The following is a 14,800-nucleotide window of genomic DNA, read 5'->3' as shown; positions in this document are numbered from 1 at the left end:
CAACAAGGGACGTAGGACCCGATCCGGGCAGACCTCTCAAGTAGGCCAAGCGTGACGGAGTACACGTACGAGGCTCTTGCGTCCCTTGCCCCTCCTCATGCCAAAATAGGACAAGGAGTCCGGGGAGGGCTCCTTCCGTCCTATGGTGCTGCACTATGGGCGGAATCTCAGCATTGCACGCTTTGGGGGGTCTGGTGACTTCCTGATCACCCTGTGACTGATCGTCACAGCGGTGTGACTGTCCGCTATGGCATGGTCCATCGGCTTCCGTCGCTGATGAACACCTGGAGGGGCAATTCCATCGGTTTGGCCGACGCGGCTGGACAGATGGTGTAGTTGTAGTGCCGAGGACAAGCCGTTCGTCCTATAACCGACTCGACTCGCGTCCGCCATTTCGGGCAACGCGGGTCAAGGTGCAGAATTTAGAGGAAAGAACCGAGAAGGTTCGGTTCTCCCGAGGAGGCCGCTCATGACCGCTCGCACCCCTGATGCCGAGCCGCTGCTGACCCCGGCTGAGGTCGCCACCATGTTCCGTGTGGACCCGAAGACGGTCACGCGGTGGGCGAAGGCCGGCAAGCTCACGTCGATCCGCACGCTCGGCGGGCATCGGCGCTACCGCGAGGCTGAGGTCCGCGCTCTGCTCGCGGGCATCCCGCAGCAGCGCAGCGAGGCCTGAACAACTGAATAACCGGGCAAACCGGCCGGTCCCCCACTGGCCGCGGTGCCCGGAACCGCAGCTCCAAGCGACGCGGGTCCTGCCCCAACAGGCCCCACGCCCAAGCCACTCAGAGCTCTCCAGGCATACAACAGGGTGCGTCGTCGATCGCGCTGGACTCCGCCGGGTCCAGCGCGATCTTTTTTGTGCGCCCGCGGTGGTCTGCCGGGCCTGCTGTGCGCGGCCTTGTAGGAGCCTGGGGAGGGGTGTCGGAGTCGCTGTGCGTGACACCCCGGACAGGGTGCAATTGCACATATTAAATTGACCCCTTGTAGGAGGGGTGTAAGTACCGCACTTTCCAAAACTCATGCGGTGACACCCGTCACATACCAAGCAGCTTGTTAGCTCTGCCCGGGGTGCGGTAGAGAAGCCGCCCCTGCCAGCAGCCCGTGTACGCACGGGTGTTGGGGCCGCTCGTGGGTCATGCCGGCGTCGGGCTCTCGTCCTCCTGGGGCGGGGCCGCGGTCCGGGAGGCACGCGGTGCGGACTCCATCGCCAGCCGCAGCAGGCGATGACAGATCGGGCAGTGCCGGGTGAGGTGCCGGTACGACGACGCGGCCGACAGGTGCGCGCGGAGCAGAGCCCGCGTCTCGTGCCTGGCCACCGCCGCCATACGCCACCTCCAGGGACCGTACGGAGAACGACCCTGGTTCTGGGGTACCGAGGGATTGAGGGACCGTCAAGACGGCATGCAGGCCCCGGAAGCAGCCCCGGAGACGGACCCGGAGGCCAGGACGCGGGAAAGAGCCCGGATCCGTGAGCCACGAGCACAACGCGAAGAGAACGACAAAAAGAGCCCGGATCCGAAGACCCGGGCTCCCTACTGCGGTCCTGACGGGATTTGCTGCGTCTGATTGCGGCTGCGCCGCGGGCGCGGCCTCCACCTGGCCTGGGGTGCACACGGACGCCAAAGAGCCCGGATCCGAAGATCCGGGCTCTTTACTGCGGTCCTGACGGGATTTGAACCCGCGGCCTCCACCTTGACAGGGTGGCGAGCACTCCAAACTGCTCCACAGGACCAGGTTTCGCAGTGCGATTCGTGCGTTGCGCTGCGAGAAGAGACTGTACAGGAGGGTGGGCCCCGGGTCGAACTCACCCTGCGTGCCGGTCCGGTTACGGCGCCGCCGCGTCGATCGCCTTCACGATCCGCTTGTCCGAGACGGGGTACGCCGTCCCCAGCGCGTGGGCGAAATAGCTGACCCGCAGCTCCTCGATCATCCAGCGGATGTTGAGCACCGACGACGGAACGGGCCGGCCCTGCGGCAGCTGCTCCAGCAGCCAGGCGTACTCGTCCTGCATCTCGTGGACCTTCTGCATCCGCGTGGTGTCCCGCTGGACGTTCGTCGGCATCTGCTGCAGACGCCGGTCGGCGGCCACCAGATAACGCATCAGGTCCGGCATCCTGCGCAGCCCCGCCTCCGTCACGAAGCCGGGCTTCACCAGCGCGTCCAGCTGCCGCCGCACGTCCTGGAGATTCGGCAGCAGCGCGGGGCTGCGTACGGCCTTCAGGCGGCGCTCACAGGCCTGCCAGGCGGCCAGGACCTGCTGCACCTGCCCCACCGTACGGACGGTCGTGTCCACGATCTCGGCGCGCACCTTGTCGTACAGCTTGCGGTACGACTCCTCGTCCCACGCCGGCCCGCCGAAGTCCCCGATCAGCTTGTCGGCGGCGGCCATCGCGCAGTCGTCGAACAGGCCCTGGATCGAGCCGTGCGGATTGGCGGACAGCGCCAGCTTCTGCGCGTTCGTCAGACGGTCGCTCGCGAATTTCGCCGCGTTGACCGGGATGTTGCGCAGGATCAGCCGGCGCGTGCCCTTCCACATGGCCTGCGCCTGCTCCGCCTCTGTGTCGAAGAGGCGTACGGAGACCGTGTCGCCGTCGTCGACCAGCGCCGGGTACGCCTTCACCGGCTGACCGGCCCGGCGGGTCTCGAAGACGCGGGTGAGCGTGCCGATCGTCCAGTCGGTCAGCCCCGAGCGCTCCAGGGACTCACCGCCGGAGCGTTCCGCGGTCGCCGCCGCGGCCTGGGAGAGGGCCTTGCGGGCCTTGGGGCGCAGCTTGAGCTTCAGCGCCTCCAGGTCCTTGTCCTCGGCCAGTTTGCGGCGACGCTCGTCGACGATCCGGAACGTGATCTTCAAATGGTCGGGGACCTTGGACAGGTCGAAGTCGTCCGCCTCGAAGGGCACGCCGACCATGAGCCGCAGCTCACGGGTCATGGTCGCGGTGAGGGGCTCCTGGAGCGGGACGGCCCGGTCCAGGAACGCCCTGGCGAAGTTCGGCGCCGGGACGTAGTTCCGGCGGATCGGCTTGGGCAGGGACCGGATCAGCTCCGTCACCAGTTCCTCGCGCAGGCCCGGGATCTGCCAGTCGAAGCCCTCGTCCGTGACCTGGTTGAGCACCTGGAGGGGGATGTGCACGGTCACGCCGTCGGCGTCCGCCCCCGGCTCGAACTGGTACGTCACGCGGAACTTCAAGTTCCGCTGGCGCCACGAGTCGGGGTAGTCGGCCTTGGTGACCTCGCCCGCCTTCTCGTTGATGAGCATCTCGCGCTCGAAGTCGAGGAAGTCGGGCTGCTCGTGCCGCTTGTGCTTCCACCAGGAGTCGAAGTGCGCCCCGGAGACCACGTGTTCGGGGATCCGCTGGTCGTAGAAGTCGTACAGCGTCTCGTCGTCGACCAGGATGTCCCGGCGCCGGGCGCGGTGCTCCAGCTCCTCGACCTCGGTGAGCAGGCGGCGGTTGTCCGAGAAGAACTTGTGGTGCGTGCGCCAGTCACCCTCGACCAGTGCGTTCCGGATGAACAGCTCACGGCTGACCTCCGGGTCGATCCGCCCGTAGTTCACCTTCCGCTGGGCGACGATCGGCACGCCGTAGAGCGTGACCTTCTCGTACGCCATCACCGCGGCCTGGTCCTTCTCCCAGTGCGGTTCGCTGTAGGTGCGCTTCACGAGGTGCGCGGCGAGCGGCTCGACCCACTCGGGCTCGATCTTCGCGTTGACACGGGCCCAGAGGCGGGACGTCTCGACGAGCTCGGCGGACATCACGAAACGCGGCGGCTTCTTGAACAGCGCCGACCCCGGGAAGACCGCGAACTTGGCGTTGCGCGCGCCCAGATACTCGTTCTTCGCGCCCTCCTTCACGTCCTTCATGCCGATGTGCGACAGCAGGCCGGCCAGGAGGGAGAGGTGGATACGGTCGGCCGGGGCGTCGTCCTCGTTGAGATGGATCCCCATCTGCTTCGCGACCGTGCGCAACTGCGAGTAGATGTCCTGCCATTCACGAATGCGAAGGAAGTTGAGGTACTCCTGCTTGCACATCCGGCGGAAGGAGGACGACCCGCGCTCCTTCTGCTGCTCGCGGACATAACGCCACAGGTTGAGGTAGACGAGGAAGTCGCTGGTCTCGTCTTTGAAGCGGGCGTGCTGCTGATCGGCCTGGGTCTGCTTGTCGGCGGGGCGCTCACGCGGGTCCTGGATGGACAGCGCGGCGGCTATGACCATGACCTCGCGGACACAGCCGTTCCGGTCGGCCTCCAGGACCATGCGGGCCAGCCGGGGGTCGACGGGCAGCTGGGCCAGTTTGCGGCCGGTGTCCGTCAGCCGCTTGCGCGGGTCCTTCTGCGCGGGGTCGAGGGCGTTCAGCTCCTGGAGCAGCTGGACGCCGTCGCGGATGTTGCGGTGGTCCGGCGGGTCGATGAAGGGGAACTTCTCGATGTCGCCCAGGCCCGCCGCGGTCATCTGCAGGATGACGGACGCCAGATTGGTGCGGAGGATCTCCGCGTCCGTGAACTCCGGCCGCGCGTTGAAGTCGTCCTCGCTGTACAGCCGGATGCAGATGCCGTCGGACGTACGGCCGCAACGGCCCTTGCGCTGATTGGCACTGGCCTGCGACACCGGCTCGATCGGCAGCCGCTGCACCTTGGTGCGATGGCTGTAGCGGGAGATCCGCGCGAAGCCGGGGTCGATGACGTACTTGATGCCCGGGACGGTCAGCGAGGTCTCGGCGACGTTCGTGGCCAGAACGATCCTGCGGCCGGTGTGCGGCTGGAAGACGCGGTGCTGCTCGGCGTGGGAGAGCCGGGCGTAGAGGGGCAGGATCTCGGTGAATCTGTACTGCTTCTTCGTGAGCGCGTCGGCGGTGTCCCGGATCTCCCGCTCACCGGAGAGGAAGACGAGGATGTCGCCCTTGCCCTCCCGCTGGAGCTCCTCCACGGCATCGGTGATCGCCGTGATCTGATCGCGGTCGGCGTCGTCGCCGTCCTCCTCCAGCAACGGCCGGTAACGGACCTCCACCGGATACGTACGGCCGCTGACCTCGATGATCGGGGCGTCGCCGAAATGCCGCGAGAAGCGCTCGGGGTCGATCGTGGCCGAGGTGATGACGACCTTGAGATCGGGGCGCTTGGGCAACAGCTGGGCGAGGTAGCCCAGCAGGAAGTCGATGTTGAGGGACCGCTCGTGGGCCTCGTCGATGATGATCGTGTCGTAGGCGCGCAGCTCGCGATCGGTCTGGATCTCGGCGAGCAGGATGCCGTCGGTCATGAGCTTGACGAAGGTCGAGTCCGGGTTCACCTGGTCGGTGAAGCGCACCTTCCAGCCCACCGCCTCGCCGAGCGGCGTGTCCAGCTCCTCCGCGACACGCTCGGCGACCGTCCGGGCGGCGATCCGACGCGGCTGCGTGTGTCCGATCATGCCGCGCACGCCGCGCCCCAGCTCCAGACAGATCTTGGGGATCTGCGTCGTCTTGCCGGAACCGGTCTCACCGGCGACGATCACGACCTGGTGGTCGCGAATGGCCTCGGCGATCGCGTCCTTCTTCTGGCTGACCGGCAGCTGCTCGGGATACGTGACCTCGGGCACGAGGGCACGACGGCCGGCCATCCGCTCCTCGGCTCGTGCGACCTCCGCCTCGATCTCGGCGAGCACGGCGGCCCGCGCCTCCGGCTTACGGATCTTGCGCGCACCTTCGAGCCTGCGCCCGAGCCGGTGCGCGTCGCGCAGGGACAGCTCGGTCAGGCGGGGGGCGAGGGCGCCGAGGGCGGGGGCGGGGTGCGTAGACATACGCGATCCAGGATCTCATCCCGGCGAATTTCGTGGCTAACGCTTTTGCCGCCGACCGGCCGGCCGGGACGGGCCGGGCCAGTACCAGGCCGCGCGGACGGGCTTGTCCACCTGCGTGCGGGCCGGCCCCTCCCGCCCTTGGTCGAGGCGCCCTCGGGTCGTCATGAGGCACGAAAGAGCCCCTCTCCGGAAACCCGGAGAGGGGCTCAGGCCCTGGTGAGGGCGGTTGTGGCTGGGGCCGGGGTCGAACCGGCGACCTTCCGCTTTTCAGGCGGACGCTCGTACCAACTGAGCTACCCAGCCACGAGGTTTCACGTGAAACCTCAGCGGTCCTGACGGGATTTGAACCCGCGGCCTCCACCTTGACAGGGTGGCGAGCACTCCAAACTGCTCCACAGGACCAAGCTTCGTACGACAGTGTCGCACAGGGTGGTGCGTGCCCCCAACGGGATTCGAACCCGTGCTACCGCCTTGAAAGGGCGGCGTCCTAGGCCGCTAGACGATGAGGGCTATCGGCCCGCCTGGGCGCTTCTCAGCGCGTCGGGGACGTGAGAAGCATATGGGATGGCGGGAGCTATCGCCAAAACGGTTTAGGAGGAGGTCGGCGGGGTGCCCTTCGTGGGGGTGCCGGGGGAGGGGGTCGCGCCGGGCTGGTTCTCCTCCGGGAGGTGGCGGCTGACCTCCGCCGTCGTGAGGCCGAGGCCGCCCAGTTCGATCTCGTCCCAGGCCTGGAGGCGGCGGGTGTCCCGGTCGAAGTACAGGATCGACGCCTCGATGGGATCGGGGTGCTTGCCCTCGATGGCGCGCAGCCCGCTGCCGCCCGTGGAGCCCTCGATGCGGAGCCGGGTGCCGTAGGGGAGCATCTCCATCTCGTCGTGGTGCAGGTGGCCCGCCAGGGCCAGGGGGACTTCGCCGTCGACCTCGCGGGCGGCGGAGGGTTCGTGGGCGATGGCGACGTCCACCGGGGTGCCGGCCCTGCTCTGGTCGCGCAGGGCCGTGGCCAGGCGGGCACCGGCCAGTTCCTGGGACTGCCGGGCGCCGGTCTGCTGCGAGCGGTCGGGGGTGAACTGCGGATCGCCGATGCCCGCGAAGCGCAGGCCCCTGATCGTCTGAGCCTTTCCGCCGTCCAGGACGTGGACGTTCTTCAGGCCCTGCAGATACCGCTGGGTGATCATCGAGTCGTGGTTGCCGCGGACCCAGACGTAGGGGGCCCCGAGGTCCTCGATGGGGTCCAGGAAGCCGTTCTCGGCGGCGGTGCCGTGGTCCATCGTGTCGCCCGAGTCGACGATCACGTCGACCTTGTACTGCTCCACGAGCGAGGCGATGATCTTCCAGCTCGCCGGGTTGAGGTGGATGTCGGAGACGTGCAGGACCCGGATCGTGGAGGGGTCGGGCGCGTAGGCGGGGAGCGTCGAGGTGGCGTCGTAGAGCTTGGTCACGTTGGTGACCAGGCGGGCCAATTCCTTCTGGTAGACGTCGAATTCCGTGACGATGCTGCGCGCGTTGCCGACGAGGGAGGGGGCCGAGGTGAGCAGGCCGGAGAACTTGGGTTCCAGGACGGAGTCGGGGCGCCAGGTGGCGTACGCCGTGCCGCCCGAGGCGGCGAGGAGGGTGAGGGCGAGGCCGCCGGCGGCCAGAGCGCGGCGCGGCCGGCGGTAGACGGCGAGGCCGAGGGCGGTGGCCCCGGTGACGACGGCGACGCCGGAGCGCAGGGCCAGGTCGAGGGTGCCGCGGCTGACGTCCTGGGTGACCTCGTCCTGGAGGCCGGAGAGGCGTTCGGGGTGGTCGACGAGGGCCTGGGAGCGGTCGGGGTCGAGCTGGTCGACGTTCACGTCGAGGCGGACGGGCGCGATGTGGCTGTCCAGGCGCAGGGCGCCGAGGGGCGAGATGTTGATCCGGGTGCCGCCGGTGAACGACGGGCGCAGCGTCATCGTGGTGTCCATGGGGCCGACCGGGACCCGGACGCTGCCCACGACCAGCAGTCCCAGCCACGCGCCGCACAGGACGACGGCCACGAGTCCCGCGGCGCGCGTCCACGGGTGTGGCTGTGCCACGAGTTCGATCGTGGTGGGTGCCTGGCGGGAGCGGTAGCGGCGGGCGAGGCGGTGCGGGGCCTTGCGGATCGGGTTCAGGACACTCAGGACTGCGGCGGGGACGCGGGCCATTGGTCCCGTATGCCCAAGTCGGCGGTGGGATATGCGGCGCCGGGAGGCTCTCGTCCGGCGGGGTCGTGGCCGACAATGGGCCTGTGCTGGAGATGACGCGCGAGGAGTTCGAGGAGCTGGTCGCCGAGGCGCTCGACCGGATTCCGCCGGAGTTGACGCGACTGATGGACAACGTCGCGGTGTTCGTCGAGGACGAGCCGCCCGCGGACGATCCCGAGCTGCTCGGGTTGTACGAGGGGACTCCGCTGACCGACCGGGGTGAGTGGTACGCGGGTGTGCTGCCGGACCGGATCACCGTGTACCGGAATCCGACGCTGCGGATGTGTGAGTCGCGGGAGGACGTGGTGGCGGAGACGGAGATCACGGTGGTGCACGAGATCGCGCACCACTTCGGCATCGACGACGCGCGTCTTCACGCCCTGGGATACGGCTGACCGGGTTGTGAATACGGGGCGCGTGTCCTCTTGTGGGCGGCGGGAGTTGGAGGTGTTGACTCCCTCACCCCTTCCGGAGGTGGCCCCGTGCGCCCCTTGTACGTACCCGTCCGACTGGCCGCGACGGTCGTGGCGGTCGCCGCTGCCGCCGGCTGCATGAGTGTCGGCGACGACGGCGCGGGCGGGAGCGTCAAGCCGTCGCACTCCGCCGGGCAGCGGGACGGGAAGGCGTCCGGGGGCGGGCCGGCGGTGTCGGGGGGCGGTGGCGGGCCGGGCGCGGTCGGGCCCGACGGCGAGCGAGAGCGCGGCAAGGGCGGGAAGGGCAAGAAGGGCGGCAAGGGCAAGGGCGGTGGCGCGGAGTCGGCGGCTCCGGAGGAGTCGCCCAGTGCCGAGGCGAGTGCGGTCGTGCCGGGGCGGGACAGGCCGGGGAGCACGGCCCGGCCGACGCCGAAACCGCCGGCGCAGTCGACGCCCACCCGGACCGCCGAGCCCGAGCCCACTCCGACTCCGCAGCAGCCGACGGCGTCTGCGGAGCCGACGCCGGAGCCGTCGTCGTCGGCGCATGAGCCGCCGGGGCCGCAGCTGGCGCAGCGGGAGCCGGCGCCGGAGGCGGGGTCACCGGCGTGAGGTCCGGCCGGGACGGGGTGGCGCGGGACACATTTCCGCGGTCGGGGAACAAGGCCGGCCGGGGGGCGGTTGGATGGTGGTGGAAGCCGTCCGGCCGTAGGGCGGTGGTCCGCTGTCGTCTGCGCAGTCCGGTTTGCCTTGCGGGGCCCGGAGTGCGTATGGTGGCAGATCGTTTGATCCCATCTTGCCCGGCGCCACAGCAGAGCGCGCCGTGTGGCGCGTACTCTCCCTTGCCGTGGTGGACCGCATTGAGGCGGTCGTATTGCGAATCGCGAATCACGGAGTTGACGGGCGCGTGCCGACTGAGACTCCGGAAGGTTTCGCATTCGCATGTCCATTACCAGTACTGATCACGTCGTCGTGCCCGAGAACGAGGCGGCCGAGGACGCTCCCGAGGTCACCTTCGCGGACCTCGGTCTGCCCGAGGGCGTGGTGCGCAAGCTCGCCCAGAACGGCGTGACCACCCCCTTCCCGATCCAGGCCGCGACCATCCCGGACGCCCTGGCCGGCAAGGACATCCTCGGCCGTGGCCGCACCGGCTCCGGCAAGACCCTGTCGTTCGGTCTGCCCACCCTGGCCACGCTGGCCGGTGGCCGGACCGAGAAGCACAAGCCGCGCGCCGTCATCCTGACGCCCACGCGTGAGCTGGCCATGCAGGTCGCCGACGCGCTGCAGCCCTACGGCGACGTCCTCGGCCTGAAGATGAAGGTCGTCTGCGGCGGTACGTCGATGGGCAACCAGATCTACGCCCTGGAGCGGGGCGTCGACATCCTGGTCGCCACCCCGGGCCGGCTGCGCGACATCATCAACCGCGGCGCCTGCTCGCTGGAGAACGTGCAGATCGCGGTGCTCGACGAGGCCGACCAGATGTCCGACCTGGGCTTCATGCCCGAGGTGACGGAGCTGCTCGACCAGATCCCCGCGGGCGGTCAGCGGATGCTCTTCTCCGCGACCATGGAGAACGAGATCAAGACCCTGGTCGACCGGTACCTGAACGAGCCGGTCAGCCACGAGGTCGACGCCGCTCAGGGTGCCGTGACGACCATGTCGCACCACATCCTCATCGTGAAGCCCAAGGACAAGGCGCCGGTCACCGCGGCCATCGCCTCCCGCAAGGGCCGCACGATCATCTTCGTCCGCACCCAGCTGGGCGCCGACCGTGTCGCCGAGCAGCTGCGCGACGCCGGGGTGAAGGCCGACGCGCTGCACGGCGGCATGACCCAGGGCGCGCGGACGCGGACCCTGGCCGACTTCAAGGACGGGTACGTCAACGTGCTCGTCGCCACCGACGTGGCCGCGCGCGGTATCCACGTCGACGGCATCGACCTGGTGCTGAACGTCGACCCGGCCGGTGACCACAAGGACTATCTGCACCGCTCCGGCCGTACCGCTCGCGCGGGCCGCTCCGGCACGGTCGTGTCCCTGTCGCTGCCGCACCAGCGGCGTCAGATCTTCCGGCTGATGGAGGACGCGGGCGTCGACGCCTCGCGCCACATCATCCAGGGCGCCGGCGCCTTCGACCCGGAGGTCGCCGAGATCACCGGTGCCCGGTCCATGACCGAGGTGCAGGCCGAGTCCGTGGGCAACGCGGCGCAGCAGGCCGAGCGCGAGGTCGCCCAGCTCACCAAGGAGCTGGAGCGGGCGCAGCGGCGTGCGAACGAGCTGCGCGAGGAGTCGGACCGGCTGCTGGCGCGCGTGGCGCGTGAGCGGGGCGAGGAGCCCGCGGCCGTGGTGGCCGGGGAGGCCGGCGAGGCCGTGGCCGCCGTCGAGGTGTCCGTGCCCGAGCAGCCGACCGCGAAGGACGTGGAGCGCGAGGAGCGCCCCGAGTCCTCCGCCCCGTACGAGCGCCGGGAGCGGCGTGACGAGCGCGGTGGCTTCCGCCGTGACGACCGGGGCGACCGTGGTGGTGACCGGGGTGGCCGTTCGTTCGAGCGTCGTGACGACCGGGGCGGTTTCAACCGTGACCGTGACCGCGACCGCGGTGGCCGTTCCTTCGACCGCGACCGTGACCGCGGTGGCTTCCGCCGGGACGACCGGGCCGACCGTGGTGACCGGGGCGAGCGCGGTGGCTTCCGCCGTGACGACCGGGGCGACCGTGGCGGTGACCGGGGTGGCCGTTCGTTCGAGCGTCGTGACGACCGGGGCGGCCGTTCCTTCGAGCGCCGTGACGACCGGGGCGGCTTCAACCGCGACCGTGACCGCGGTGGCTTCCGCCGGGACGAGCGCGGTGGGCACCGGGGCAGCGACCGTCCCTTCAACCGTGACCGTCGTGACGACCGTCCGGGCTTCCGCTCCGGCGGACACGACCGCCCGGGCCACGACCGCCCCTACGGCCGTCGTGACGACCACCGCGGCGGCGGTTCGTTCCAGCGTCGCGAGGACAAGCCGCGCTGGAAGCGCAACGGCTGACATCAGCGCATGAGGAGCGCCGTGGCCCCCTCCCCAACGGGCGGGCCACGGCGCTCCGTCGTAGGAGCGCGGAGTGTTCCGGGGTGGCGCGAGCCCACCCGAACCGGTCGTTCCGCGGCCCTGGTCGGGCCTGTTCGTCCCTTCGCCACGGCCGGGAGCCGGATACCCGATCGGGAACTCGGCGTCGTCCGGCTATGCTCGTGGGGGCAACATCGCCTGGGCCCTTAGCTCAATTGGCAGAGCAGTGGACTTTTAATCCATTGGTTGTGGGTTCGAGTCCCACAGGGCCTACGAGTGAGCCCCGGTCCGGAGATCATCCGGACCGGGGCTCTTGTCGTTGTGGGGCGGGGTCAGCCGGTGGTGAGCATCCCCGAGCGCAGCCGTGCCACGGTGCGCGAGATCAGCCGGGAGACGTGCATCTGCGAGATGCCGAGCCGGGCACCGATCTCCGCCTGGGTCAGCTCTTCCACGAAACGCAGGTGGAGGATGAGGCGCTGGCGCTCGTCGAGTTCGGCGACGAGGGGGGCCAGGGCGTGGAAGTCCTCGACGAGTTCGAGGGCGGGGTCCTCCTCGCCGATGAACTCCGACAGGGTCGTCTCGCTCTCGTCCGGGTCGCCGGTGACGGTCGCGTCGAGGGAGGAGGACACGTAGCCGTTGGCCGCGATCTGCGCCTCGACGACCTCTTCCTCGGACAGGTTCATCAGGGCGGCCAGTTCGGAGACTCTCGGCGCGCGGCCGAGGCGCGAGGCCAGCTCCTCGGTGGCCTTGGCGAGTTCCGTACGGGCCTCCTGCAGGCGGCGCGGCACGTGCACGGCCCAGGAGGTGTCCCGGAAGAACCGCTTGATCTCGCCGATGATGTACGGCACCGCGAAACTGGTGAACTGCACCTCGCGGGAGACCTCGAAGCGGTCGATGGCCTTGATCAGCCCGATGACGCCGACCTGGACGACGTCTTCCATCGACTGGCCGCTGGCGCGGAACCGGCGGGCCGCGAAGCGCACCAGCGACATGTTCATCTCGATGAGCGTGTTGCGGGCGTACTGGTATTCGGGCGTGCCTTCCTCGAGCACGGCGAGCCGGCCGAGGAACTGCCCGGTGAGCTCGCGCGCGTCCTGCGGGGCGAGCTTCTGGGGTTCGGCGATCTGCGGCAGCTCCTCACCGGTGTAGGTGGCGGAATCCGTCGTCGTGCCGATGCGCATGGTCGCCGTCACGGGCCCTCCCTGTCAGTCCGGCCCGCTCCGATCCCCCGACAGGCCACCTCAAGCGCCGTTACCCGCCCTCGCCACGGTCATGCCCTGCATATGCCCCGGCGAGATGTAGACCACAGTCGGCGCAGGTCGGGGCGGTGACGGGGTACCCGGACCAGTACTGCGACGGTACGGGCAGGGAGGGTGGGCGGTGGGGTGCGCGAGAGAGGACCGAGAAGCTCGCAGAGCGGACAGTTGTCGTTTGACAACTATAGGTGGAGGGCAACAGCCTAGGCGTGCCGAACGTGCGCGGGAAGGGGTCGGAAGCTCCGATTCCGTGCGGCGGCACGTAGGTCAGGCAGTCCGGGTGCCGGACGATCGGGAGTCTTCGGAGTCGTCGTGTATCTGGGTCGCCGCCGCGTCGCAGAACGCCTCCAGCCCCTGCAGCAGCGCCGCCCGCTTCGCCGCGGGCATCTGGTCGAGCACCGCGCGCAGCGCCTGCTCCCGGCGCCCACGCAGGTCGTCCAGGAAGACGCGGCCCCGGCCGCTGAGGTGCAGGCGCACCTCGCGCCGGTCGGCCGGACTGACCTCGCGCTCGACGAACCCGGCCGCCTGCAGCCGGTCGCACAGCCGGCTGGTCGAGGGCGGTGTGGAGGCGAGGGAGTCGGCGAGCGTCCGCAGGTTGATGCCTTCGTGGTGCTCGAGGATGAGCAGCACCCGCAGCTGGGACGCGGAGGCCGGCGCGGTCGAGGCCCTGCCCCACAGAACTTCCAGCAACTCCGCCGCCGTGGAGGTCACACGGGCGACCTCGGTGGGCTCTGGGCGGGGTCGGAGGGAAGTCACAGTCACACTCTCGCAGGCACCGGGATGGCCGTCAGCGTACTAGGCGTGGAGTGAACCGCCCGGGACCCGCCTCCCGGCCCTGCCCGGCCCGTGGACAAGAACCCGTTTCCGAGGACGCGTCGGCGTCCTCCTCGAGGATGGTGAACCACCACCGTGAGCACGATCACGAGCAGATTCGTGGCCGCTGAGCGCGCCCTGCGCACGGCGGCGCCCCACCAGTTGCTGGACGCGGTCCGTCGTGTACTGACCGATCAGTACGCGGCGGACTCCGTCGAGCTTTTCCTGGCCGACTACGGACTGACGGTGCTTCAGCCGGTGTCCGAGCTTCCGTGCACCCTGCAGCCGGTGCCCGTGCACAACAGCCCGGCGGGCCGGGCCTTCGGTGCGCAGGAGCCGTACCTGGAGATCCCGTCGGGTGACCTCGTACGGGCGCACCTGCCCGTCACCGTGCGCGGCGACCGCCTCGGTGTGCTGACGGTGACCCTGCCGGGCGTGGAGCACGCCGAGCACTGCCTGGACGAGCTGGCCGAGATCGCCGAAGTGCTCGGGCACGAGGTCGTCGTGGCCGAGCGGGACACCGACCTGTACCTCCAGGCGCGCCGGCGGGACCGGCTCACGCTGGCCGCCGAGATGCAGTGGCAGCTGCTGCCGGGCCGCTCCTGTGCCCGCCCCGAGTACGAGCTGGGCGCGCAACTGGAGCCCGCCTACGCGATCTTCGGCGACAACTTCGACTGGTCCGCCTCCGCCGACCGGCTCAGCCTCTACGTCACCAACGGCATGGGGGAGGGCATGGAGGCCTCCCTGCTGACGAACCTGGCGATCAACGCGCTGCGCAACGCGCGCCGGGCCGGGCTGTCCATCGACGACCAGGCGGCCCTGGCCGACCAGGCGGTGTACGCGCACTACCGGGGCCGCTGCTACCTGTCCGTGCTGATGCTGGACATCGACCTGGCGACCGGGCGGGTGTGCGCGGTGGACGCCGGGTCGCCGCAGCTGCTGCGGATGCGCCGGGGCGCGGTGGAGCGGGTGCCGTTCGACGCCCAGCTGCCGCTCGGCATGTTCGAGGAGACCGACTACGTGCTCCAGGAGTTCCGGGTCGAGCCGGGCGACCGGCTGGTCTTCGTCAGCGACGGGGTCTACGACGTGGCCTCCCCGGGCGGCGAGGCCTACGGGGACGCCGCCCTGGCCCGGGCGATCCAGTCGACCCGGCTGCTGCCGGCCGCCGAGGTGCCCCGGGCCGTCCTGCGTGAACTGACGGGCCACCGCGGCGGGTCCACCCCGGACGACGACGCCCTCGTGGTGTGTCTGGACTGGCGTGGGCGGTAAGGGATGGGGCAGGCGCAGGTCAGGGACAGCGGAGGG

The 14,800-nt window shown here is 69.8% G+C and carries 10 protein-coding genes and 5 tRNA genes; 6 read left to right on the top strand and 9 right to left on the bottom strand.

From position 1 onward, the window contains the following. Window positions 1-469: 469 nt before the first annotated feature. Window positions 470-676, top strand: a complete 207-nt coding sequence (gene bldC, locus ACFV20_RS03940) for a developmental transcriptional regulator BldC (RefSeq protein WP_003949541.1) — start codon at window positions 470-472, stop codon at window positions 674-676. Window positions 677-1,136: 460 nt separating this feature from the next. Here the strand turns inward: bldC and ACFV20_RS03935 are convergent, their stop codons facing one another. From ACFV20_RS03935 to ACFV20_RS03905, 7 genes are all read right to left on the bottom strand, one after another. Then, entirely contained in the window at window positions 1,137-1,328 is a 192-nt protein-coding gene (locus tag ACFV20_RS03935; protein ID WP_385652048.1) for a DUF6274 family protein, read from the bottom strand. A 332-nt stretch (window positions 1,329-1,660) separates the two neighbouring features. Further along, window positions 1,661-1,735 (bottom strand) — tRNA-Asp (locus ACFV20_RS03930). A 93-nt stretch (window positions 1,736-1,828) separates the two neighbouring features. Next, complete coding sequence (gene hrpA / locus ACFV20_RS03925) at window positions 1,829-5,773, bottom strand: ATP-dependent RNA helicase HrpA (protein WP_385652045.1); 3,945 nt, start codon at window positions 5,771-5,773, stop codon at window positions 1,829-1,831. A 229-nt stretch (window positions 5,774-6,002) separates the two neighbouring features. Further along, a tRNA-Phe gene (locus tag ACFV20_RS03920) sits at window positions 6,003-6,076 on the bottom strand. Window positions 6,077-6,100: 24 nt separating this feature from the next. Further along, a tRNA-Asp gene (locus tag ACFV20_RS03915) sits at window positions 6,101-6,175 on the bottom strand. A gap of 35 nt (window positions 6,176-6,210) precedes the next feature. After that, window positions 6,211-6,283, bottom strand: a tRNA-Glu gene (locus tag ACFV20_RS03910). Between the two features lie 80 nt (window positions 6,284-6,363). Further along, a complete protein-coding gene (locus ACFV20_RS03905) occupies window positions 6,364-7,938 on the bottom strand; it encodes a metallophosphoesterase (RefSeq protein WP_385652042.1) in 1,575 nt (524 codons plus the stop codon). Window positions 7,939-8,021: 83 nt separating this feature from the next. Here ACFV20_RS03905 and ACFV20_RS03900 point away from each other — a divergent pair, with 83 nt between their 5' ends. From ACFV20_RS03900 to ACFV20_RS03885, 4 genes are all read left to right on the top strand, one after another. Continuing rightward, complete coding sequence (locus ACFV20_RS03900; protein WP_356662038.1) at window positions 8,022-8,372, top strand: metallopeptidase family protein; 351 nt, start codon at window positions 8,022-8,024, stop codon at window positions 8,370-8,372. Window positions 8,373-8,459: 87 nt separating this feature from the next. Beyond that, window positions 8,460-8,999 carry a hypothetical protein gene (locus ACFV20_RS03895; protein ID WP_385652040.1) on the top strand — a complete coding sequence of 180 codons (540 nt, stop codon included), beginning with the start codon at window positions 8,460-8,462 and terminating at the stop codon, window positions 8,997-8,999. 330 nt (window positions 9,000-9,329) lie between these two features. Beyond that, on the top strand, window positions 9,330-11,408 hold the full coding sequence (locus tag ACFV20_RS03890; protein ID WP_385652038.1) for a DEAD/DEAH box helicase: 2,079 nt from the start codon (window positions 9,330-9,332) through the stop codon (window positions 11,406-11,408). 218 nt (window positions 11,409-11,626) lie between these two features. Next, window positions 11,627-11,699: transfer RNA gene (locus ACFV20_RS03885), tRNA-Lys, on the top strand. 59 nt (window positions 11,700-11,758) lie between these two features. Here ACFV20_RS03885 and ACFV20_RS03880 read toward each other — a convergent pair. Both ACFV20_RS03880 and ACFV20_RS03875 read right to left on the bottom strand, forming a co-directional pair. Continuing rightward, window positions 11,759-12,607, bottom strand: a complete 849-nt coding sequence (locus ACFV20_RS03880; protein ID WP_385652530.1) for an RNA polymerase sigma factor SigF — start codon at window positions 12,605-12,607, stop codon at window positions 11,759-11,761. Window positions 12,608-12,949: 342 nt separating this feature from the next. After that, window positions 12,950-13,444, bottom strand: coding sequence for a MarR family winged helix-turn-helix transcriptional regulator (locus tag ACFV20_RS03875; RefSeq protein ID WP_385652037.1), 495 nt, complete (start codon window positions 13,442-13,444; stop codon window positions 12,950-12,952). A gap of 147 nt (window positions 13,445-13,591) precedes the next feature. On the opposite strand from ACFV20_RS03875, the gene ACFV20_RS03870 reads away from it, so the two are divergent. Then, entirely contained in the window at window positions 13,592-14,764 is a 1,173-nt protein-coding gene (locus ACFV20_RS03870) for a PP2C family protein-serine/threonine phosphatase (RefSeq protein WP_385652034.1), read from the top strand. Window positions 14,765-14,800: the final 36 nt, after the last annotated feature.

This window comes from Streptomyces sp. NPDC059696, from assembly GCF_042733745.1.
Classification (GTDB): domain Bacteria; phylum Actinomycetota; class Actinomycetes; order Streptomycetales; family Streptomycetaceae; genus Streptomyces.
This window is presented reverse-complemented; position numbering and strand designations above follow the sequence as displayed.